The organism is Alcanivorax sp. DSM 26293, assembly GCF_900107995.1.
Classification (GTDB): Bacteria; Pseudomonadota; Gammaproteobacteria; order Pseudomonadales; family Alcanivoracaceae; genus Alcanivorax.
Window position 1 is genome coordinate 75,466 of record NZ_FNUM01000003.1, and the last position, 19,660, is coordinate 95,125.

The 19,660-nt window shown below is 62.0% G+C and carries 19 protein-coding genes; 10 read left to right on the forward strand and 9 right to left on the reverse strand.

What is annotated here, in order from left to right; translation table 11 throughout:
* Nucleotides 1–65: 65 nt before the first annotated feature.
* From C4S63_RS06715 to C4S63_RS06725, 3 genes are all read right to left on the reverse strand, one after another.
* Nucleotides 66–1,088 (reverse strand): imelysin family protein, encoded by a 1,023-nt coding sequence (locus tag C4S63_RS06715; RefSeq protein WP_103917102.1) that lies wholly within the window; start codon nucleotides 1,086–1,088, stop codon nucleotides 66–68.
* Nucleotides 1,089–1,116: 28 nt separating this feature from the next.
* Nucleotides 1,117–2,517 (reverse strand): di-heme oxidoredictase family protein, encoded by a 1,401-nt coding sequence (locus C4S63_RS06720; RefSeq protein WP_103917103.1) that lies wholly within the window; start codon nucleotides 2,515–2,517, stop codon nucleotides 1,117–1,119.
* A gap of 120 nt (nucleotides 2,518–2,637) precedes the next feature.
* Nucleotides 2,638–3,918, reverse strand: a complete 1,281-nt coding sequence (locus C4S63_RS06725) for an imelysin family protein (protein WP_103917104.1) — start codon at nucleotides 3,916–3,918, stop codon at nucleotides 2,638–2,640.
* Between the two features lie 255 nt (nucleotides 3,919–4,173).
* Here C4S63_RS06725 and nhaD point away from each other — a divergent pair, with 255 nt between their 5' ends.
* Nucleotides 4,174–5,409 carry a sodium:proton antiporter NhaD gene (nhaD, locus tag C4S63_RS06730; RefSeq protein WP_063508408.1) on the forward strand — a complete coding sequence of 412 codons (1,236 nt, stop codon included), beginning with the start codon at nucleotides 4,174–4,176 and terminating at the stop codon, nucleotides 5,407–5,409.
* 10 nt (nucleotides 5,410–5,419) lie between these two features.
* Here the strand turns inward: nhaD and C4S63_RS06735 are convergent, their stop codons facing one another.
* Nucleotides 5,420–5,923 carry a GNAT family N-acetyltransferase gene (locus tag C4S63_RS06735; RefSeq protein ID WP_103917105.1) on the reverse strand — a complete coding sequence of 168 codons (504 nt, stop codon included), beginning with the start codon at nucleotides 5,921–5,923 and terminating at the stop codon, nucleotides 5,420–5,422.
* A gap of 80 nt (nucleotides 5,924–6,003) precedes the next feature.
* Nucleotides 6,004–6,285 carry a hypothetical protein gene (locus C4S63_RS06740; RefSeq protein ID WP_103917106.1) on the reverse strand — a complete coding sequence of 94 codons (282 nt, stop codon included), beginning with the start codon at nucleotides 6,283–6,285 and terminating at the stop codon, nucleotides 6,004–6,006.
* 201 nt (nucleotides 6,286–6,486) lie between these two features.
* Here C4S63_RS06740 and C4S63_RS06745 point away from each other — a divergent pair, with 201 nt between their 5' ends.
* On the forward strand, nucleotides 6,487–6,804 hold the full coding sequence (locus tag C4S63_RS06745) for a hypothetical protein (protein WP_063508405.1): 318 nt from the start codon (nucleotides 6,487–6,489) through the stop codon (nucleotides 6,802–6,804).
* A 20-nt stretch (nucleotides 6,805–6,824) separates the two neighbouring features.
* Nucleotides 6,825–8,387, forward strand: coding sequence for a phospholipase D family protein (locus C4S63_RS06750; RefSeq protein ID WP_103917107.1), 1,563 nt, complete (start codon nucleotides 6,825–6,827; stop codon nucleotides 8,385–8,387).
* Between the two features lie 66 nt (nucleotides 8,388–8,453).
* Here C4S63_RS06750 and C4S63_RS06755 read toward each other — a convergent pair whose 3' ends face one another.
* Genes C4S63_RS06755 through C4S63_RS06765 form a run of 3 tightly spaced genes read right to left on the reverse strand, consistent with a single transcriptional unit; the run spans nucleotide 8,454 to nucleotide 9,591 of the window.
* Nucleotides 8,454–8,819 carry a DoxX-like family protein gene (locus C4S63_RS06755; protein WP_103917108.1) on the reverse strand — a complete coding sequence of 122 codons (366 nt, stop codon included), beginning with the start codon at nucleotides 8,817–8,819 and terminating at the stop codon, nucleotides 8,454–8,456.
* Nucleotides 8,816–9,061 carry a Rho-binding antiterminator gene (locus C4S63_RS06760; protein WP_062815361.1) on the reverse strand — a complete coding sequence of 82 codons (246 nt, stop codon included), beginning with the start codon at nucleotides 9,059–9,061 and terminating at the stop codon, nucleotides 8,816–8,818. The genes C4S63_RS06755 and C4S63_RS06760 overlap by 4 nt, the downstream gene beginning before the upstream one ends.
* A gap of 2 nt (nucleotides 9,062–9,063) precedes the next feature.
* Complete coding sequence (locus tag C4S63_RS06765; protein WP_200819528.1) at nucleotides 9,064–9,591, reverse strand: DinB family protein; 528 nt, start codon at nucleotides 9,589–9,591, stop codon at nucleotides 9,064–9,066.
* A 231-nt stretch (nucleotides 9,592–9,822) separates the two neighbouring features.
* On the opposite strand from C4S63_RS06765, the gene C4S63_RS06770 reads away from it, so the two are divergent.
* Genes C4S63_RS06770 through C4S63_RS06785 form a run of 4 tightly spaced genes read left to right on the forward strand, consistent with a single transcriptional unit; the run spans nucleotide 9,823 to nucleotide 14,240 of the window.
* The gene (locus C4S63_RS06770) at nucleotides 9,823–10,599 is read left to right on the forward strand and encodes a DUF3348 family protein (RefSeq protein WP_234999955.1); all 777 of its coding nucleotides are present in this window, start codon (nucleotides 9,823–9,825) and stop codon (nucleotides 10,597–10,599) included.
* Nucleotides 10,596–12,848 carry a DUF802 domain-containing protein gene (locus tag C4S63_RS06775; protein ID WP_103917111.1) on the forward strand — a complete coding sequence of 751 codons (2,253 nt, stop codon included), beginning with the start codon at nucleotides 10,596–10,598 and terminating at the stop codon, nucleotides 12,846–12,848. The genes C4S63_RS06770 and C4S63_RS06775 overlap by 4 nt, the downstream gene beginning before the upstream one ends.
* Nucleotides 12,848–13,513 carry an OmpA family protein gene (locus tag C4S63_RS06780; RefSeq protein WP_062815357.1) on the forward strand — a complete coding sequence of 222 codons (666 nt, stop codon included), beginning with the start codon at nucleotides 12,848–12,850 and terminating at the stop codon, nucleotides 13,511–13,513. The genes C4S63_RS06775 and C4S63_RS06780 overlap by 1 nt, the downstream gene beginning before the upstream one ends.
* Nucleotides 13,506–14,240 carry a DUF2894 domain-containing protein gene (locus tag C4S63_RS06785; RefSeq protein WP_103917112.1) on the forward strand — a complete coding sequence of 245 codons (735 nt, stop codon included), beginning with the start codon at nucleotides 13,506–13,508 and terminating at the stop codon, nucleotides 14,238–14,240. Before C4S63_RS06780 ends, C4S63_RS06785 begins: the two co-directional genes overlap by 8 nt.
* Before the next feature lie 37 nt (nucleotides 14,241–14,277).
* Here C4S63_RS06785 and C4S63_RS06790 read toward each other — a convergent pair whose 3' ends face one another.
* Nucleotides 14,278–15,168 (reverse strand): LysR substrate-binding domain-containing protein, encoded by an 891-nt coding sequence (locus tag C4S63_RS06790; RefSeq protein ID WP_103917113.1) that lies wholly within the window; start codon nucleotides 15,166–15,168, stop codon nucleotides 14,278–14,280.
* Between the two features lie 106 nt (nucleotides 15,169–15,274).
* On the opposite strand from C4S63_RS06790, the gene C4S63_RS06795 reads away from it, so the two are divergent.
* From C4S63_RS06795 to C4S63_RS06805, 3 genes are read left to right on the forward strand one after another with little or no spacing between them, the layout of a single operon-like run.
* Nucleotides 15,275–16,828, forward strand: a complete 1,554-nt coding sequence (locus C4S63_RS06795) for an NADH-quinone oxidoreductase subunit L (RefSeq protein ID WP_234999956.1) — start codon at nucleotides 15,275–15,277, stop codon at nucleotides 16,826–16,828.
* Nucleotides 16,825–19,281 carry a YbcC family protein gene (locus tag C4S63_RS06800; RefSeq protein WP_103917114.1) on the forward strand — a complete coding sequence of 819 codons (2,457 nt, stop codon included), beginning with the start codon at nucleotides 16,825–16,827 and terminating at the stop codon, nucleotides 19,279–19,281. The genes C4S63_RS06795 and C4S63_RS06800 overlap by 4 nt, the downstream gene beginning before the upstream one ends.
* 58 nt (nucleotides 19,282–19,339) lie before the next feature.
* Nucleotides 19,340–19,642, forward strand: coding sequence for a hypothetical protein (locus C4S63_RS06805; RefSeq protein ID WP_062815353.1), 303 nt, complete (start codon nucleotides 19,340–19,342; stop codon nucleotides 19,640–19,642).
* Nucleotides 19,643–19,660 lie beyond the last annotated feature (18 nt).

Sequence of the window (19,660 nt, forward strand, 5' to 3'; positions counted from 1 at the left end):
ACCTTTAATGGTCAAAACGGCTATCCCGCGCCTTTTAACGTTGAACTTTCAACTCGCTCCTGCTTTCAATCGCCGTCGTTGGCATTGAAACCGAGCTGAATACCCAAGTCCCGGGCCAGGTCACTTTGCTGCAGCGTTTCCAGCGTATCCAGATCCTGATACAGCGACTGCAGCTGCGCCTGGCTGTCCGGGTCCTGCACGATCTCCATCAGGGGCGCCGGCAGGGCATCCAGTTGATCGTGAACCCGCTGGTAGGCCTCATCAATGTCAGCCACCAGCTGCGCATCCCCGACCAGGGAGCGGACCCGTTCCCACACCGCTTGTGCCCCTTCCAGAGAGGCAATCAGGTTCTCTGTGGAACGACGGCTGCGCCAGGCTTCCGCCTGGTAGGGCTGCGGCACCCCGCGGTTGAGCCGCCCCATCGGTGTCCCCAGCTTCTTCTTCAGGGTATCCACCGCCGTAATCTGCACACGGAGGATGCCACCCAGCGCCTCATCCGCATTGGCATAGCGCCCATTGGGGAACGTCGTAAGCTGCTCAAGCATTCCCTCCGGCTGCTGCCACAGGGTAACCACTTCCGCAGACAGGGCCTGCTGATGGCGAGCAATGCCCACAAGCAACGGGCAGTAGCGATCCCGACGCTCGCGGATAGCAACCTGCTCATCGAAGAGCACATATTCGAAAGCGGTAAGCCCCTGCACTACCACACTGGCGTCATCCAGCTGTTGCTGATCCAGCTCTGGCGCTTCATCCAGCAGGGACTCGGTCTGGCGGGCCACCATATTGCGCTTGTCCGGCCAGAACTGGACTTGCCAGCTGCGATTGCCTTCGGACAACGGGCCCACCATCAACGGTTGCAGATGGGACCAGGCGGACTGGGTCTGGTGGAAAGCTTGCTTGATCTCTGCCAGCGCCAGTTCGCCGGCACAGCCAGCCCGGGTCGTTTCCAGCAACACCTCATTGCTGCGGAGCCATTGCTGGTGCGCCGGCAGCAACACCTGGTCCGCCAGCTGCGCCGTGACCTCCTGACGGGGATCGCTGCAGGCGGCCAGCGCCAGGGTGGTGATCAGCAGAATAAGGCGTTGCATGGGAAACCTCGGCATCACAGCGAATGGGCTACAGGGAATTCAGGAAGGCCAGCAGGGCCGCACGCTGCTCGGCATTGAAGGTAAGCACCTTGTCCCGGGAAGCGGCGGCCTCGCCATCGTGCCAGAGAATCGCTTCCATCAGATTGCGGGCACGACCATCGTGAAGGAACTGGGTATGGCCATTCACCGCTTCAGTGAGACCAATGCCCCACAGCGGCGGTGTGCGCCACTCCTGACCGTTAGCCAGGAACTCAGGACGGCCATCCGCCAGACCCGGCCCCATGTCGTGGAGCAACAGATCGGTATAGGGGCGGACAGTCTGGTTGGCCAACTCCGGTTCCGCGGCATCGTTGCCGGTGGTGAAGCTGGGCACATGGCAGCCCTGGCAATTGGCCTGGTGGAATAACGACTTGCCTTTGAGGACCTGGGGGTCATCCACATTGCGGCGGGCCGGTACGGCCAGATTGCGGGTATAGAACAGCACGCTGTCCATGATGCTGTCGCTGACCTCTACCTCTCCGCCGTTAGGCATGGCCAGACAGTCGGCCTGGCTGGGAGCGCAGGAATCCGTGGGCACCAGATGGCTGTTCAGCCCCATATCGTTGGCAAAGGCTTCCGCATTCTGCTGACGCAGGCTGGGCTGACCGGCTTTCCAGCCGAAGCGGCCCATGGCCGTGGCACCCGCAGCGCGATCCCACACCCGATTGGCGCGACCACTGATGCCATCGCCATCCTCGTCATCGGGATCGGCATAGGCCAACAGATCCGCTTCCGGTATCGCCTCCAGAAATCCGAGCCCGATCACGGGTGGTGCAATCCGTGCCGAAAAGAGAGTAGCAGGATGCATGTCGCCATAAGCCAGGTTAGAAAAGTTCAGACGCGGCTTGCGCAGTTCCACCTGGTGGCCATCGGCAAAGGTGACCGTCTCGAATTCGTAGGTGACCCGCACCCGTCCTTCCGGCTCCACACCGGGGATCGCCGCATCCTGGAACTGGCCACCATAGTTGGGCTCAGGTACCAGACCACTGCGGGTCAAATCGTCATCAGCAGCGGCGGGCACCGACAGCCTGACCAGCATGGATACCGCCTGTTTGGCGTCGGCTGCCGGCGGGTGACCACGGCCATCCTTGATGTGGCAATTCTGGCAGGCATTGGTATTGAACAGGGGGCCCAGCCCATCCCGGGCATCCGTGGAAGCCGGCGCGATCACCCAGGGATTACGGAAAAAACTGTTGCCGACACTGAAATCCAGCCGACGGGACGGCGGCAGGTTGGCCAATGGCAGGGAAAACGCATTCTGGTCCGTCTTGGTCACCGTGCCTTCACCGGCAGACAGGTGCTCACCGGGCTCCGCTTCCGTGAACGTCGGGCCCTGATCGCAGCCAGCCAGCAGGGTGGCCAGGGCCAGGGTCAGCAAGAGATATCGCAAGTTACAGGCATCCTTCTATCTGGATAGTGCGGGACTTCGGTAACGACGCAACGACCCATTGGGTTCCACGGCGCCGCCCGGAGGCGGCGCTATGTTACCAGATCCGAAAAAGAATCGTTTTCAGAAACTGTGGTTTGCGGTGTCCGGGTTCAGGGCCTGGATATCCAGTACCAGAGCCGCTTTCTCGATACTGGCGGTCTGTACCACCAGGGCATCGATGGCATGGTTAACGGTGGCGGCACCTTCGGCATTGCCCGGGGCGATCAACTGATCAAAGTGGACACCCTTGGCGGCACTGTCCACCAGCGTCTGCAAGGCCGCTTCACTGGCATCCAGGTCCGTCTTCAATGCCTGGTCCAATTGGGGCTCACTGGCGGCAACCAGCTCACTCAGCGACGGGCCACTGAGGGTCTCGCCGTTCACCCGCTGATACTCACCCAGGTAGACATTCTCGATCCCCTTGCCGTTGTAAAAATGGGAGAAGTGGGTGTTGTCGCTGAAACAATCATGTTCGTCTTCCGGCGAATGGGCGGCCAATGCCACCTTCATGCGTTCGCCGGCCAACTCACCCAGGGACAGGCTGCCCATGCCGAACAGCATCTTGCGCAGACCGTCTTCCACACTGCCCGCCGCCAATTCGGCCCGGTAGTTATCCTGTTCCGGTTGCCACTCAGCCACCATGGCTTCCAGATCCGCAATCAACAGATCGGTAACCACCTCAAGATACTGACGACGACGGGCGTTGTGTCCGCCGGTGGCACTGTCGCCGGTGGCAAAATCCGTGGCAGGACGCTCACCCGCACCCGGGCCGGTGCCATTCAAGTCCTGCCCCCAGAGCAAAAACTCGATGGCATGATAGCCGGTGGCCACGTTGGCTTCCGAACCACCCAGCTCATTCAGACTGGCGAGCAGCTCCGGGGTCAGTTCACTCAGGTCCATTTGCTGTTCGCCGATTTTCAACGACTGGCTGGCAATGATATTGGCGCGGGCACCCGGGTTACCCATCACCGCCTGGTAATCGTCGGCCACGTAATCGATCAGGCCTTCATCCAGCGGCCAGGCGTTTACCTGGCCCTCCCATTCGTCCACCACCGAATTGCCAAACCGGAATACCTCGGTCTGCATATAGGGCACCCGGGCATCACGCCAGGCCTGACGGGCAGCGGCCAGGGTCTCTTCACTGGGCTGCGCCAGCAGGGTATCGATGTGCTCGCGCAGTTCGCGGGCCTCGCTCAGCGCATCGCTGTAGGCCGCCAGCGCCATGTCGGCGTAGTGGTCGATCACCAGCCGGGCACGGGCCTCGTCGTAAGCCGGTGTCGAAGTGGCAGCAGGTTCATCACTGCAGGCAGAGAGCAGCAGAGAGGCCAGCAACAGGCCCCCGATAGAGACACGGGACAGCATGGAATTCCTCTAAAATCGTGAAACGGCAAGTGAAAAGACACCCGTCACAGGGGCGCCCGAAACTATCAGCCCACAATAATGCGAACTATTCTCATTAATTTAAAGGGGCAAGGCGCAAATTTGCCATTTCATGGGGATTTTTTTGCATCCCGGATGCGTTCACAGTGGATAAACACGGAATTGGATGATGAACCCGGTTCACAAAAGACCTAGAATACCGCCGCCCGCCACCTCCTGTCCTGCGAGATAGCCGTCATGAGCACCGTTTTACTGATTTTGGTTGCACTGGGTTTTCTGTCCATTGTCGTCGAAGACATGGTCCACATCGACAAGGCCAAGACCACATTATTCTTCGGCTCCCTGGCCTGGTTACTGTTTTTCATCGCTCCGCCAGCACACCTGAGCCACGAAGCCCTGATGGAAAGGCTGGACGAGAATCTGCTGGATATTGCCACCCTGTGGCTGTTCCTGATGGCCGCCATGACCTTTGTGGCCTATCTGTCCGGCAAGGGCATCATCGACAGTATCGTCAACCGTCTGCTGCCTACCCATATCAGTGAACGCAAGTTGATGCTGCTCACCGGCCTGTTCGCTTTCCTGTTTTCGTCCCTGGCCGACAACATCACCGCCACCCTGGTGTGTATTGCGGTATTGATGAACCTGAAGCTACCGGCGGAAAAGCTGCTGCGCTATGTGGTGCTGGTGGTGTTCTCCGTGAATGCCGGGGGCACCGCCCTGATCACCGGGGATGTCACTACACTGATGATCTTCCTGGCCGACAAGGTGGAAATCCCCGATCTGCTACTGCTCAGCCTGCCCGCGGCCGGCGCTGTGGCCGTGCTGGCCGGCATGCTGTCACTGGGGCTCAACGGTGAGGTCGTGATTCAGAAACAGGAAAGCACAATCGACCGGGGTGACAAGGTCATTGCCGTGCTGTTCTTTGCCACCATCCTCGGCACCATTGGCGCCAATGTGGCCTTCGGCATTCCGCCGGTACTGTGCTTCCTGTTTGGTCTGTCGCTGATGTTCCTGGTGGTGCAGTTCCTGAACAAGGATGAACCGGTACTGGAATATATCCGCAAGATCGAATTTGACACCCTGCTGTTCTTTCTCGGGGTCTTGCTGCTGGTGGGCATGCTCAAGGAACTGGGCATGCTGGCCTACTTCCCGGCCCTGTATGATCTTATGCCGCCGGTGGCCGCCAACTTCCTGGTGGGAATCGCCTCCGCCCTGTTCGATAACGTGCCGCTCACCGCAGCACTGCTTAATTCCGGTATCGAGATGACCTTGCCGGAATGGTTGTCGCTGACCTACTCGGTGGGCGTGGGCGGCTCTCTGCTGATCATCGGCTCCGCCGCCGGGGTGATCGCCATGAGCAAGGTGGAAGCACTGACCTTTGTCAGCTATCTGCGCTATTTCCTGTATTTGCTGGTGGCCTACAGCATCGGTTTCATTGCCGTGCTGGGGCTGGGACAACTGCTGGTCAGGTAACCCCGTGAAATCAGCCGGCAAACGCCGGATCGTAATGCACCCGGGCATCCGGCCAGTCCCCGTCCAGCAGCAACGCCTGGAAATATTCCGCCGGTACCCCGGGCAGGCGCAGCAACGGTGTGGCCACAAAGCCGAAGCGCAGATACCAGGACGGGTCCCCCAGTAACACACAACCGGCGGCCTCCTGCTCTCGCAACGCCGCGATGGCCGCCTGCATCAGTGCCGAGCCGATTCCTTCTCCCTGACAGTCCGGCAGAACCGACACCGGGCCAATGCCGAACCAGCGACGGCTACCGTCGGACAGTGTCACCGGGGATGCCGCCACATGACCCAGGAGGTCGCCATCGCGCTCGGCGACCAACGACACCACCAGGGCATCCTCTTGGCGTAGCAGATCAACGATCTGGGCTTCGCGCTGATCACTGTGGGTCACATTGGCAAAGGCCGCGTTGATCAACGCGGTAATGGCAGGAATATCCGCCGGGGTTTCCGCCCGGAGACTCAGCCCGGTCATGGCAAACACCGGGCAAGTAAGAAAAGTGGCGCCACCCTGGTCATGACAGAGCCAACATGGCGGATGCGCCTGGTCGACAGTCAGTTGGCGCCATACAGATCGTTATTCAGATCCTTCAGATCACGGTCCAGCTGCTGCCAGTTGCCCTGGCCATCAGCATCCATGTCCGCCAGCTCATGGTACTCATCAATGCGCTGCTGCAAATCCGTGAGCACATCCTGCAACGCCAACTGGTGACGTTCCGCTTCGATACCCGCATCGCCGTTGGCGCCCACGCCCCGAGCCTCCAATTGCTCCAGCTCCGTTTCCAGTTCATCCAGCTTGCCCTTGATGTCGGCAAGCATCTGCTTGGCATTTTCCATGGTGTGGCTCCTTGGAAGTCTCTGCATGATTGCGATGAATCCGTGTCCAGATTGGCCCCATTTCTCGACGGTGGTCAAGGCAATGCCCTGTAACCGTTTATTACGTCTGACAATCGGTCAGTCACAACCCGCAATTGTGGCTGTAGCCGGGGGTTTCCGTTACATTGCAATGAATGATTTCATCAACAGGTCACTCAGGAAATGAAGAAAACCGTTGAACGAGCAGAACTGCTCAAGGACATGATTCAGGAAGCCATCGAGGACGGCGCTACCACCGTGGAAGAGGTGCACCAACACATCGCCGGGCTCCCCTTTGACGCGCTGGAAAAACTGGGCCTGTTTGAAGAACAGGCCGGCAGCCTGAAAGAAAAACAACGCAAGACCATCGGCCTGGTGTACGACACCATCCGCAAGGTCAATCAGGAAGTAGGCTCACTGATTTCGGAACAGTTTGCTGCCCTGGAAGATGCCCGCACAGCATCCCGGAACATGGATGACAAGAACGATCAAGACGACTAGCAAGCAACAGGGCCACGCGCATGTTCCATGGTAACCCCGTTCCCTTTTGGGCAGCCCTGATTGTCAGTGTCCTCTTCGCCCAGGGCTGCGCCAGTTTTGATCCCGGCGAGCGCACGGCCAGCTATTCCCTGGCCCCACCGGCCCACACCCCGCTGACAGACGCCGGACAGGCAGCGTTGAAAGACCGGGAGAGCGATGCGCAATCCGGTTTCTATCTGCTCGATGATGGCCTCTCTGCCTTTGTGGCCCGCGTCGCCATGATCGAGCAGGCCCAGACCTCACTGGATTTGCAGTATTACATTTTCAGTAACGACACCACCGGGAAAATCATCATCAGCCGGTTACTGGAAGCGGCGGACCGGGGAGTGAGGGTGCGATTACTGGTCGATGATCTGGGCACGCGGGTGGACAACCCCCTGGTTGCGATACTGCATAGCCACCCCAACATCGAGATCCGCCTGTTCAACCCGGTCAAGACACGACAGGGCCCACTGCGGTTGATGGAAATGGCCGCCACCTTCAGCCGCTCCAATCACCGCATGCACAACAAGCTGATGCTGGCCGACTCGCTGGTGATGATTGCCGGCGGGCGCAACCTGGCCGATGAATATTTTTCCAACACCCTGGTGGATTTTCAGGACGTGGATGTCCTCGCCGCCGGCCCCATCGTTCGCGATGGCACCCAAAGTTTCGATGACTACTGGAACAGCCGGGCCACCCTGACCGTGGACCGGGTGCTGGATGCGGACGACGCGGACATGTCACTGGAGGCGCTGCGGGCATTTCTGCGCGGTTTTCTGGCGGAGCAGCAGGACAGCGAGTTTGTCGATGCCCTGCGCGGCTCCAGCCTGGGCCGGCAACTGATTGCCGGTCAGATCCCGCTGGATTGGGGGCTGGCGACCTTGTATGCCGATCCTCCGGAAAAAGTGCTTCCGCAAGCCGACATCCCCCGCGACCAGTACCTGCTGAACGACCTCAAGCGAATCCTCAACAGCGCCAGTGACCGCCTGCTGATCAGCTCGGCCTATTTTGTGCCGGGCAAACGGGGGGTGGCCCTGTTTGCCGACAAGGAAGCGGACGGGGTGGACGTGCGCATCCTGACCAACTCCCTCAGCACCACGGATGTGGCCATCGTGCACAGCGGCTATTCCCGCTATCGGCGGCCGTTACTGGAACATGGTGTGAAACTGTGGGAATTGCGCGCGGAAGCCGGCCAGCCCCAGCGCATGCGCTGGTTTCATGGTGAGTCCCGCGCCAGCCTTCATGCCAAGACACTGGTGATTGATGATGACCGCAGCTTCATTGGCTCGGTGAATCTGGATGGCCGCTCGCTGATACAGAATACCGAGGTGGGTCTGCTGATTGAGAGCCCGTCTCTCAATCAGCAACTCAGCGACCTGTTTGATCGCTGGGTGGCCAGCGACTCCGCCTGGCAACTGTCGCTGGATGAAGAACAGCAGCTGCAATGGCAGGCCACCGATGACGGCACCCCCATCACCCTGGACCGCGATCCGGAAACCTCCGGCTGGCAACGCTTTCGCGTCTGGTTGCTGTCACTGCTACCCATCGAGTCGCAGATTTAGGTGGGCGAAAGGCCGCAGAATCAGCGACGGCCTTCTGCCTCCTTTCCACAACCAGACACGCCTTTTTCAAGAGCGTCTTAGTTCCACCAGCGCGATCATCGACAACGCCAGAATCGCCGCATTCACCGTCGCCGCATTGAACGCTGCCAACAGAAACTGCGGCGCCAGCCACAATACGAACACGGACAACAGGCCGATACCCAGTGCCGACAACTGATACGGCCAGCGGCGGCGCCACCACACCAGTATTGCCAGACCCAACCCTACCTCCAGTGCCCCGCCGCCATAGGCAATCCACACCGCCTGTTCGTGGCTGGCACCCAACACCTGGTTAATGGCCAGCTCATCGTCGTGAGGCCCCAGCCATTTTGGAACAATGCCCTGATAGATCCAGATGAATGCCAGGGCAAACCGGCAAAGCGACAGGGTCATCCCAGCTCCACCACAGAAAAATGCGGATTATCCTGCAGGGCAATCAGCGTTTTGATCTGCGCCATGATCACAGGCTGACGCTCACCGTCCACCTCCAGCAACAGACACTCCTGCCTGTCAGGGGTATAACCGGTATCCCGGGCAACACCCTCCAGGCTGCCACCTTCCTTCAATACCAGCCTGACCGGCAGACGAAACGTACAGGCAATTTCCAGGTAATCGTGATCATCGCAATGCAGCATGGCTAATCCTGATCCGGGATCCGCACCAGCAGATCCGTCACCCCGACCGCTACCCCGGCCTGGCTCAGCAGCGTGGTGATCTGCCCCCGGTGATGCGTCTGGTGATTGAAAAAATGCAGCAGCAGGCTGCCAAAACGGCGATGCCCCGGCTCCCCCTTCATATTCGTGTAGGCCAGCGCCTGATCCAGGTCCGCCGGGGTCAGCCCCGGCACCCAGCCGGCAATCAGCGCATCCAGTTCCGCGCGTCGCTCCCGGAGCGCCGCAAAATCCGCACAGGGCTGAGCGTCCAGGGCCTCCGGCCAGGCAACCCTATCCAGCGATGCCAGGCCAGCACCACACCCCGGATGCCGGGCAAACCGCTTCAGCCAGATGATATCCGCCACCAGAATGTGGCTGAACGTCGCGAACAGGGAGCCGAAAAAGGCACCGCGATCCTCACGTAATGCCACCTCACCCAAGGGCGCTGCCAGGGCATAGAGCTGCTCGTTCATCCAGCGGTTATAGTCCGCCATCAAGGTCAGATTCCCCATCTCGCTCACAATCTCGCTCCCTCCATTACGCCACCCACTACCAGCCCGAGTCCGCTCAATCCCGGACCCGGTTTCCAGAAACACCGTCAACGCCTTCTGAACCCATTTCACCACCCTGCCCCCACTGTCGCCAGCAGCGCGCAACCGACAGACGCATTATCATCCCCGCCCTTTCCCGATTAGAATGGCCGGCTCGCTCGCGTATACCCTGCAGCATGGATAACCAAGAGTATGCATAGGACGCACACATCCTCCCAATCCGGTCCCGCCGGCAGCCGCCTGGTGGCGCTGCTGACCCAGCTGGACCGCAAGGCCGCCCGGGCCAGCCATGGGGATTTTGCCGAGCGTCTGGGGCGACTGTTCGATCTGTCCGATGCCATCGCCCTGGACGGGGCCAACCAGTACCGCCCCAAGGGCCCGTTCGACGCCAGACCGGACGCCACCGAGCGACTGCAGGCGGACCTGCTGAAAACCCGCGACACCCTGCTGGCCCATCTGAGCCGCAGTTTCGCCGGGGAAAAGGCCGCCTCGGTGATTCCGCTGCCACCGCTCAGAGACGATGCCCCGGCCGACAAGCGCCCCACCTTCGGCGCCTACGAACGCTTCTACCAGGCCCACCAACGGCAGATGATCGCCGGGCTCAGCAACCTGCGCCAGCGGGCCCGCCGGCTGCTTGGCAGTCACAGTGAAGCCATGGCCCGGCTGGCGGAACTGGACGCGGTGTTTGAACAAAGTATGGCCGGCTATGTCCGTCACTGTTTTGGCGCCCTGCCCGGCTTCCTGGAAAAACGTTATCGCACCCTGTGGGATACCCGTGATCCCTTTCACACCGCCCAGGACTGGCTCAGCCCGCAAGGCTGGCTGGGCCAGTTCCGGCGCGAACTGCAACTGTTGTTACTCGCCGAGCTGGATGCCCGCCAGGAACCGGTACTCGGCCTGCTGGATGCCCTCGCCGCTGACGCGACGGACACCCAGTCCATCAATAACGAGGTAAGCAAGACCGTATGAGACGCTTTCTTTTTGCTGTCCCCTTTCTGCTCGGCGCCATCGCCGTGGTCTGGATCGCCGCCACCTTTCTGAGTAACCCGGTGGCCCTGACCGTGACCCTGATCATCGCCGCCGCCTACACCCTGGGCTTTGCCGAGCTGCTGCGCTTTCGCCGCACCACCGCCACCCTGGACCGGCAACTGGAGGATCTGCCCGACAGCCGCGACGGCCTGAACCATTGGCTAAAGGCCCTGCCCGGCAGCCTGCGCCACGCGGTGCAGCGTCGCATCGACGGCCACCCGGCGCCACTGCCCGGCCCCCAGCTCACCCCCTACCTGACCGGCCTGCTGGTCATGCTCGGGCTGCTGGGTACCTTCGTGGGCATGATCGTCACCCTGCAAGGGGCCGCCACCGCCCTGGACGGCAGCAGCGAACTGACCGCCATCCGCAGTGCCCTGGCCGCCCCCATCGCCGGGCTCAGTCTGGCCTTCGGCACCTCCATTGCCGGTGTGGCCGCCTCCGCCATGCTCGGTCTCAGCGCCGCCCTGTGCCGCCGCGACCGCATGACCGTGTCCCGCAAGCTGGACGACCGGGTGGATCTGGAGCTGCATGCCTTCTCCCTGGATCACCAGCGCCAGTCCGCCTATAGCGCCCTGCAGGACCAGTCACGCATATTCCCGGAACTGGTCAGCGCCCTGCAGGGGCTCACCGGGCGCATGGAACAGATGGGCGAACAGCTCAGCGACTCCCTGACCCGTAACCAGCAGGATTTTCATCACACCCTCACCGACCAGTACCGCACCCTGGCGGAGTCGGTCAGCCAGTCCCTCAAGGAAACCCTGGCGGAAAGCAGCCGCATGGCGGTGGAAAACATCCAGCCGATCATGGAGCAATCCCTGGCCGGCCTCAGCCAGCAGGTACAGGGCACCCACGAACGGCTCAACGCGATCACCGAGAAGCAGCTCGCCACCCTCACCGAACGCTTCCGCGAGACCACCGAAGCCGCTGCCCAACACTGGCAGCAGGGGCTCGATCAGCATCAGCAGACCAGCGCCCGCCTGGTCAGCGACATCAGCACCTCCCTGGCCGCCCACCACGATCAGTTCCGTGACAACAGCAGCCAGCTGCTGGAACAGGTTCGCAGCACCCAGTCAGAGCTGGGTAACGCCAGCGAGCAGCAACTGGCGGCCATTGCCGAGCAGTTCCGCAGTGCCAGTGAGCAAGCCCTGCAACAATGGCAGCAAGGCCTGGCTGAGCAGAAAGACACCGGCCACAGCCTGCTGCAGGAAGTGCGCGACACCCAGCAGCAACTGGCCCGCACCAGCGAAGAACAGCTCACCGCCATCACCGGCCAGTTCCGGGCGGTCAGCGAGCAAGCCGCCGCCCAGTGGCGCGACGGCATCGACGCCCAGCAGGCATCCGGCGCCACCCTGGTCAGCGAACTGCGCAACGCCCTGAGCGAGCACAACCAGCAGTTCCAGACCAGCGCCGCCGGCCTGCTGGACGGCCAGAAATCCGGTATTGATACCCTGGTGGCCACCGTGCGCGAGGAGCTTGTTGCCTTGCGGGATGCGGAAGCGGGCCGTAGTGAGGCCGCCAGCGAGCGTCTGGCACAACTGGAAGGCACCGTCAGCGAACACCTGGGTCGCCTGGGCACCGCCCTGGAAGCGCCCATGACCCGACTGATCGAGACCGCCTCGGAGACCCCGAAGGCCGCCGCAGAAGTGATCAGCCGCCTGCGCGAAGAGATGACCCGCAGTAGCGAACGGGACAACGAGCTGCTGGAAGAGCGCCGCCGCATCATGGCCGAGCTGGACACCCTGCTCAGCAGCCAGCGCGATGCCGCCGGCGCCCAGCGCGAGGCCATCGAAACCCTGATCACCGCCGCCAGCGACACCCTCACCCAGGTCAGCGACACCTTCGCCCAGCAGGTCAGCGCCCAGAGCGAACAGCTCGACCAGGTGGCCGGTGATGTGTCCGGCAGCGCCGCCGAGGTGGCCAGCCTCAGTGATGCCTTTGCCACCGCCGTGCAGGTATTCAGCGAGGCCAACGACAAGCTGCTGGATAACCTGCAACAGGTGGAAAGCCGCCTGGAGCAGTCTTCCACCCGCGCCGATGAACAGCTCAACTACTACGTGGAGCAGGCCCGTGAGGTGATTGAGCTGAGCATGGCGTCCCAGAAGGAAGTGATTGATGCCCTGGGCACACTCAACGGCGCCGGCAAGAATGTGGCCCAGAGCGAAGAACGCCCGGCCAGCGAGGTCAACTGATGGACGATCTTCACGACAGCGACAGCTCGCCAGTCTGGGCCATCTTTTCCGATCTGATGGCCGCCCTGGTGGGCATTCTGGTGCTGGTGCTGGTGTGGGTCATCGGTATCCAGCTGGAACTGAGCCAGTCCCTGGAAGAGGAAAAGGCCCGGCGGGTGGCCGAGGAGCAGCGCCGCCAGGCCCTGGAAGAGGCCCTGGCCGATCCCCTGGCCAGTGGCCGGGTCACCTTCCGCGACGGCCGTATCGGCATCAGTGGCAGCGTGCTGTTCCAGCTCAACTCGGACCAGCTCCAACCCGAGGGGGAGGAGTTGCTGCGCGATCTGGCCAAACCGTTGCAGGTCTTTCTGGATCAGCACGATGAATTGTTGATGGTCAGCGGCTTCACCGATGACCTGCCGATCCAGCGTGGCAACCGCCGTTACCAGGATAACTGGGGCCTGTCCGCCCAGCGGGCACTCACGGTCACGCGCACCCTGATCAACCAGGGTATGCCCGCCGATCAGGTGTTCGCCGCCGCCTTCGGCCCCCACCAGCCGGTGGTGCCCAACGACAGCGATACCACCCGGGCCCAGAACCGTCGCGTGGAGTTGACCACCGTGCCCCGCCAGGGCGCCGCGGCCCGGACCGCCCAGCAACAGGCACAGGGAACCGACAGCAATGGCTGATACCGCACTCAGTGCCATTCACCAACAGCTGGCGGCCCTGCGCGAACAGGGCGCCCACCGCTATGCCCCGGCCCGCTTCCGCTACCTGGAAGCCCAGAGCGAACGCCTGACGAAACTGGCACGGGTGAGCCCCTCGCCGCTTGCGCGGTTGCGCGCGTCACTGACAGGTTTTCAGGCGGACTTTCAGCGAGAAGGGGCACAGCTTGATGCGCAGCTGGCAGAGCATGGGCTGACCGACAGCTTTGCGGCTCTGCGGGAACAAGGCGATCTGAAAGCCCTGCTGCGGCATCTTCGCAGCCGTCAAACCTCACAGGCCCCATCGGCTTTCACTGCCCTGCAGGAAAGCTATACAAGCAGCCAGGACGCCCAAGAGGAAGAGCCGGATAGCGACCCGGTCATTGCCCTGTTACGACAGCAGGAACAGCGCGTGCTGGCCAGCCACGGGGTGGAAACGCCCAGCGCACCGGTGACGGACGGCCGCCCCCGGGAACTGAAAGCCCTGCGCCAGGTGCGCGCCAAACAGCACAGCCAGCGGAAGCGTCAGCGCATCGAGCAGGCCATTCACCAGACCCCCAGCGACGCCGGCCCGCTCAATTCCCATCGCCTGGTCAGCCGCGCCCTGGAAACCCTGCGCGACCTTTCCCCGGCCTACCTGGATCATCTGGTCACCCAGGTGGACACGCTGATGTGGCTGGAGAAACTGGCCAAGCAGCGGCGTTCGACTTGAGTTATCGCCGGCCACGGGACACTTGCAGCGAACACGGTCAGGCGACATCGCCACGGGATTTTTCCAGCAAGGCTTTCAAGGGCAGCAACTCAAAATGGCGCTCGGCCGTGATCGCATAGAAATGCTCCACGATATCCTCCAGCACCCAGTAGGTTTCCAGGGTGCCGCTATGCAGCTCATCCTGCACCACCACTTCCGGCACCAGGGCAAGCGCCCCGGAATCCCGCGCCAGCAGCCGCAACATCGCCATATCATCCACCTCGGCCCCCACATCCACCTTGACCCCCAGCTGCCCCATCAGCAGATCGAACTGGCTTCTGATTTCGCTACTCGGGCCCGGCAATAACAATCTGGCTGAGGCCAGATCCTGCGGGAACTGGAACTTCCTTGCCGCCTCACCGGGCGGGCCGACAATACAGACCCGTTGTTCCGCGATTTTCTGACACTGCAGGGTTGCCGACGAATCCGACACCACGGCGCGGTTAGAGAGAATCACATCAAGCTTGTGTATGCGGAGCAGCTCAAGCAGTTCTTCCAGGGTCGCAGAGCGTATCTCCAGCCGGATTTCCGGCTCACTGATGATGGGGCGCAGGAAGTTTTCCTGGAAATTCCGCGACAGGGTCGCCACGGACCCCACACGGAGCCTGCGCAGTTGCAGAAAATCGCCACTTTCCGTGAGCGACAGCAGCTCACTGCCCAGGTTGAAGATACTTTCCGCATATTCCAGCACCACATGGCCGATTTCGGTGAGCTTGAGTACCCGGCCTTCCCGGGTGAACAGCTCATGGCCCAGCTGGTCCTGCAACTGTCGAATCTGCGAGGACAGGGCGGACTGGGAGACATGCAGTTGCTTCGCCACCCGCGTCAGGTGCCCCTCTTTGGCCACCATCCAGAAGTAGTAGAGGTGGTGGAAGTTCAGGTCTCTCATTAACCATTCTCTAAATGTGAACAATTCAAGATGAATTATCTATTTTACAAAACATCTGCCTTTGCACAAGATTCGCCCGTCGCCCATCTAGCAAAGGAGTTCCAGCGTGCTGGCTTACATGAATGCATGGCTACTTCCTGCCGTTTATACGCTCGGCTGGCTGCTGGTATTGGCGCAATCCCGACACCATTGGGCCATCGCCCGTAGCACCGGACGCCTGGGCCTGCTGGCCTGTGTTGGCGGCGCCATCATTGCCGTTTTCGGGAGTCTCGAGGGGAGCCCTGGCATCGATACGCTCGGGCTGGTCACGGCCACGCTGGTGGCATTGCTGGGCTGGGTCATCATCCATTTTTCGTGCCGCTACCTGACAGGGGAACGCCAGCAGCAGCGTTTCATCCGCGCCATGTTGTTCACCATCGCCTGTGTCGGTGTGCTGTTGGCTAGCCAGCACCTGCTGGTGATCACCCTGGCCTGGTCCGGCACCAGTATCGGGATGCATTTCCTGCTGACCCACTACCGCGAACGCAAAACGGCCCAGATCGTGGCCCACAAGAAATTCCTGGTCAGCCGTCTTGCCGAACTCTGCCTGTTCGCGGCTCTGGCGCTGATTTATCACGCCAGCGGCACACTGCAGCTCGATGAACTGCGCCAGTTTCTGGCGACACAGGCTGCCCTGCCCCTTTCACTGCAGTTGGCTGCCGTGATGATCGTGCTGGCGGTAATCCTGAAAACCGCACAGCTGCCGCTGCACGGCTGGCTGATCCAGGTCATGGAGGCGCCCACACCGGTCTCTGCCCTGTTGCATGCCGGTATCGTCAATATCGGCGGCTTCATCCTGATCCGCCTGGCCGACCTGCTTAATCAGGCGGTCATTGCACAAGGGATTCTGGTCCTGGCCGGTACTACCACCGCCGTGCTGGCCAGCCTGGTGATGATGACCCGTGTCAGCATCAAGGTACGGCTGGCCTGGTCGACCTGTGCCCAGATGGGTTTCATGCTGCTGGAAATCGGTTTGGGCCTGTATGAGCTGGCCCTGCTGCATCTGCTGGCCCACTCCCTGTACAAGGCCCATGCCTTCCTCAGCGCTGGCGAAACCGTGGCCATGGTTCGGCAACAGGCGTACTTCACCGGTGGGGCCGACCGTGGCTGGCCCGGTCATTACCTGACCTCCGGCTTGCTCAGTGGTGCCCTGGTTGGCGCATCGCTGTGGGGCTGGCAGAGCGTTTTCCCGGCGCTGTCGGTGCCGGTTGCCGCGCTGGTCATCGTCGCCCTGGGGCTGGGCCCGCTGCTCAGCGGCGAGCAGGGGTGGCGTGCCGGCCTGATGGCCCGCGGCGCCTTCATGGTGCTGTTTCTCACCCAGCTTTACCTGGGCTGGCATGTGCTGTTTGCGGCCATTGCGCCTCACAGCAGTCCGGTCGGTCTGCTGCAAACCGTGGCCATTATCCTGTGCTTCTCCGGCCTTTACGGGCTGCAGTTCTGGCTGCAGAAATACCCCGACGGCAAGCTCGCCACTACCCTCTATCCCTGGGCGTACCACGGCTTTTATCTGGATGAACTCTTCACCCGGGTCACCTTTCAGGTCTGGCCCGTCAAGCTGAAACCGGCCCAGGCCCAGACCCGGGTCCATCGTTTTGCCTCAGACAACGGAGAACCGGCATGAGCACACAGGCCCTGGCAGATCAGGTTCACGATGATGGCCTTGAGGCAGAAATCGAGGCCGCCATCCAGACCACCGTATCGCGGATCGCTCCTACCTGGCCGCTGGACCGGATGATCGCCGTGAATCCGTACTGGGGGCACCGGGATCTGTCCTTTATGCAAACCGCCACGCAACTGGCCCGGCTGGCCGGCAGCCCCATGGCCCTGGATGCCAGCGACTACCGGGACGCCTGGCAGGCCGGTGACATTGATGCTGACGCCCTGGCGCAGGCCCGGGATGAACTGGCGCCGGGCGAATCTGTTGAGGCGCTGCTGGACGCCCTGGAGACCCCGGCCGCGCCGCTGACGCCGGCCCCCTTGCTGTCGGATACCCTGGACAAACACCGGGATCTGCAGTCCGAACCGGCCTGGTGTGACACCATCACCCACCAGATCTCCCAGTTCTGTGCCGCCTACTTCGATCACCATCAGTCACAGTGGCGCCCCAGCCAGTCGGCGCCGCTCTACCCGCAATGGCGCAACTCCGTGGGCACGGATCACGGCATCGCCATGCTGATGAAGGCGCCGCAACTGTCGGCAAGGGCCAGCCAGCTGGCCACACAACCCCGGGAGCAAATTCGTCAGGCCATCCGGCAGCTGGGGATTCCCCGCGAGGATATCTGCCACTACCTGCAGGCCGTGCTGGCGCGGATCAGCGGTTGGGCCGCCTGGTGCGCGTACCGGAATTGGGAGGCGCAACTGGCCGGCGAGGAAGACGACACCCTGGTCCATCTCCTCGCCATCCGGCTCAGCTGGGAGTGCCTGATCGATGGGGGCAGCCGCGCCCCGGACGCCCCGTGGACACAGTGGCAAGGCGCCTGGTCTGCCCATCTGCGCCAGGTAGACACGGTCCCCGCCACACTGATCTGGCAACGGGCCCAGGAAATCCATTACCAGCGCTCCCTGATTCGCAATCTGACCGCGCATCATGGCAACACGGACCCTGCCTTGCCCCAGGTGCAGGCGGCGTTCTGCATTGATGTGCGCTCGGAAGTGTTCCGGCGTCACCTGGAGGCCCAGTCCCCGCATATTCACACCCTGGGTTTTGCCGGCTTTTTCGGCCTGCCCATCCGCTATGAGCCTCTGGGTACTGATCTGCAGCGGCCCCAGTTACCCGGCTTGCTGAGCCCGGCCATGACCGTCACCGACACCAGCGGCAGCGACAGCCGGGACCAGGCCATCACCCGCAAGCGGCAATCCCACCTGCGCAACCACCACAGCTGGAGCCGCTTCAAGGCCATGCCCCTGTCCGGCTTTGTGCTGGTGGAATCGCTGGGGCTGGGCTACCTGTTCAAGCTGATCAAGCAGACCCTGCCCAGCCAGGCCCCCTTGGTGGCGGAGACCCGGAACGGTCTGTCCAGCAAGGACGCTGATGCACTCAGCCCCCGGCTGGACAGCGCCACCGCGGGCGATACGCAGCAGCAGGCCGAACTCGCCTGCCGGATCCTCACCGGCATGGGGCTGACCTCCGGCTTTGCCCCCCTGGTGCTGCTGCTCGGCCATGGCAGCCAGACCCGTAACAACCCGCATCAGGCGGCACTGGATTGCGGCGCCTGCTGTGGGCAAAGCGGCGATGTGAATGCGCGGACATTGGCCAACCTGCTCAACGATCCGGCCGTGCGGGAACGGATGCAGGATGCGGGCATTGCGATTCCCGACAGCACCCATTTCCTGGCCGGCCTGCACAACACCCTCACCGAGGAAGTCACCCTGTTTGATCTGGCCCGGCTACCGGAAAGCCACCGCGACGCCCTGGCGTCCATCCAGCAGCACCTGCGCCGGGCACAAAGCGGCGCCAGTGCCGAAAAAGCCACGAGACTGGGCCTGGCCCACCTGCAGGACAAGCCCGATGCCCTGTCCCGGGCACTGCGTCACCGGGCCAATGACTGGTCACAGACCCGGCCGGAGTGGGCCCTGGCCAACAACGCCGCCATGATGATCGCGCCACGGTCACGGACACGGGGCCTGGACCTGCAGGGTCGCAGCTTTCTGCATGACTACGATTACCGCAGTGACCCGGACGGAGAACGGCTTGAGCAGATCATGACCGCCCCCATGGTGGTGGCGAACTGGATCAACATGCAGTACTTCGCCTCCACCGTCGACAACCTGCGCTTCGGCAGCGGCAACAAGACCCTGCACAACGTGGTGGGCGGGAAACTGGGCGTCTTTGAAGGCAACGGCGGTGACCTGCGCATCGGCCTGCCAATCCAGTCCGTGCATGACGGCGAACACTGGCAGCACACCCCTGTGCGGCTGAGCGTGTTCATCGAGGCCCCCCGGGAAATGATTGCCCAGGTGATCGAGAAACACGAAGTCGTGCGCCAGCTGGTCAACCACCAATGGCTTTATCTGTTCCGCGTCCAGGGTGAACAGGTAGAGCAGTACCAACAGAACCGCTGGATAGCCTGGTAATCCCGGCTATCCAGCGTAACGCGATCATTCAATGCCTTGACCAACGGGAGAGAGAATCATGTCGAGCCACACCCCACAGTCCAGTCATAAACTCATCAGCGGCGAGTTCTCCGCCGATGATGCCAAGACCATCCTGATGGCGTTGATAAACAACAAAATCCAGTTTCATCAACTGGAGAGATGGAGCGGAAACGAACGCCTGGGCGCTGATAATCCCGTGGTTTCCAGGCGCATTGAGGAGTTGATGCAGACCAAGGAAGCGCTGGCCGCCCTGATCGAAGAATCCGAAGCCAAGGGCGCACGGCTTGCCATCCATTGCAGCATCGACATCACAATGCTGGAGAATGCCGCAGCCTCATGATGCCTGCCTTGTCAGGCA

Coding starts and splice junctions, on each gene's coding strand:
- C4S63_RS06805 (WP_062815353.1), top strand. CDS start 19,340: ATGTCGAGCCACACCCCACAGTCCAGTCATAAACTCATCAGCGGCGAG.
- C4S63_RS06790 (WP_103917113.1), bottom strand. CDS start 15,168: ATGAGAGACCTGAACTTCCACCACCTCTACTACTTCTGGATGGTGGCC.
- C4S63_RS06780 (WP_062815357.1), top strand. CDS start 12,848: ATGGACGATCTTCACGACAGCGACAGCTCGCCAGTCTGGGCCATCTTT.
- nhaD (WP_063508408.1), top strand. CDS start 4,174: ATGAGCACCGTTTTACTGATTTTGGTTGCACTGGGTTTTCTGTCCATT.
- C4S63_RS06785 (WP_103917112.1), top strand. CDS start 13,506: ATGGCTGATACCGCACTCAGTGCCATTCACCAACAGCTGGCGGCCCTG.
- C4S63_RS06755 (WP_103917108.1), bottom strand. CDS start 8,819: ATGACCCTGTCGCTTTGCCGGTTTGCCCTGGCATTCATCTGGATCTAT.
- C4S63_RS06740 (WP_103917106.1), bottom strand. CDS start 6,285: ATGGAAAATGCCAAGCAGATGCTTGCCGACATCAAGGGCAAGCTGGAT.
- C4S63_RS06735 (WP_103917105.1), bottom strand. CDS start 5,923: ATGACCGGGCTGAGTCTCCGGGCGGAAACCCCGGCGGATATTCCTGCC.
- C4S63_RS06750 (WP_103917107.1), top strand. CDS start 6,825: ATGTTCCATGGTAACCCCGTTCCCTTTTGGGCAGCCCTGATTGTCAGT.
- C4S63_RS06765 (WP_200819528.1), bottom strand. CDS start 9,591: ATGGGGAATCTGACCTTGATGGCGGACTATAACCGCTGGATGAACGAG.
- C4S63_RS06725 (WP_103917104.1), bottom strand. CDS start 3,918: ATGCTGTCCCGTGTCTCTATCGGGGGCCTGTTGCTGGCCTCTCTGCTG.
- C4S63_RS06800 (WP_103917114.1), top strand. CDS start 16,825: ATGAGCACACAGGCCCTGGCAGATCAGGTTCACGATGATGGCCTTGAG.
- C4S63_RS06760 (WP_062815361.1), bottom strand. CDS start 9,061: ATGCTGCATTGCGATGATCACGATTACCTGGAAATTGCCTGTACGTTT.
- C4S63_RS06770 (WP_234999955.1), top strand. CDS start 9,823: ATGCATAGGACGCACACATCCTCCCAATCCGGTCCCGCCGGCAGCCGC.
- C4S63_RS06775 (WP_103917111.1), top strand. CDS start 10,596: ATGAGACGCTTTCTTTTTGCTGTCCCCTTTCTGCTCGGCGCCATCGCC.
- C4S63_RS06745 (WP_063508405.1), top strand. CDS start 6,487: ATGAAGAAAACCGTTGAACGAGCAGAACTGCTCAAGGACATGATTCAG.
- C4S63_RS06715 (WP_103917102.1), bottom strand. CDS start 1,088: ATGCAACGCCTTATTCTGCTGATCACCACCCTGGCGCTGGCCGCCTGC.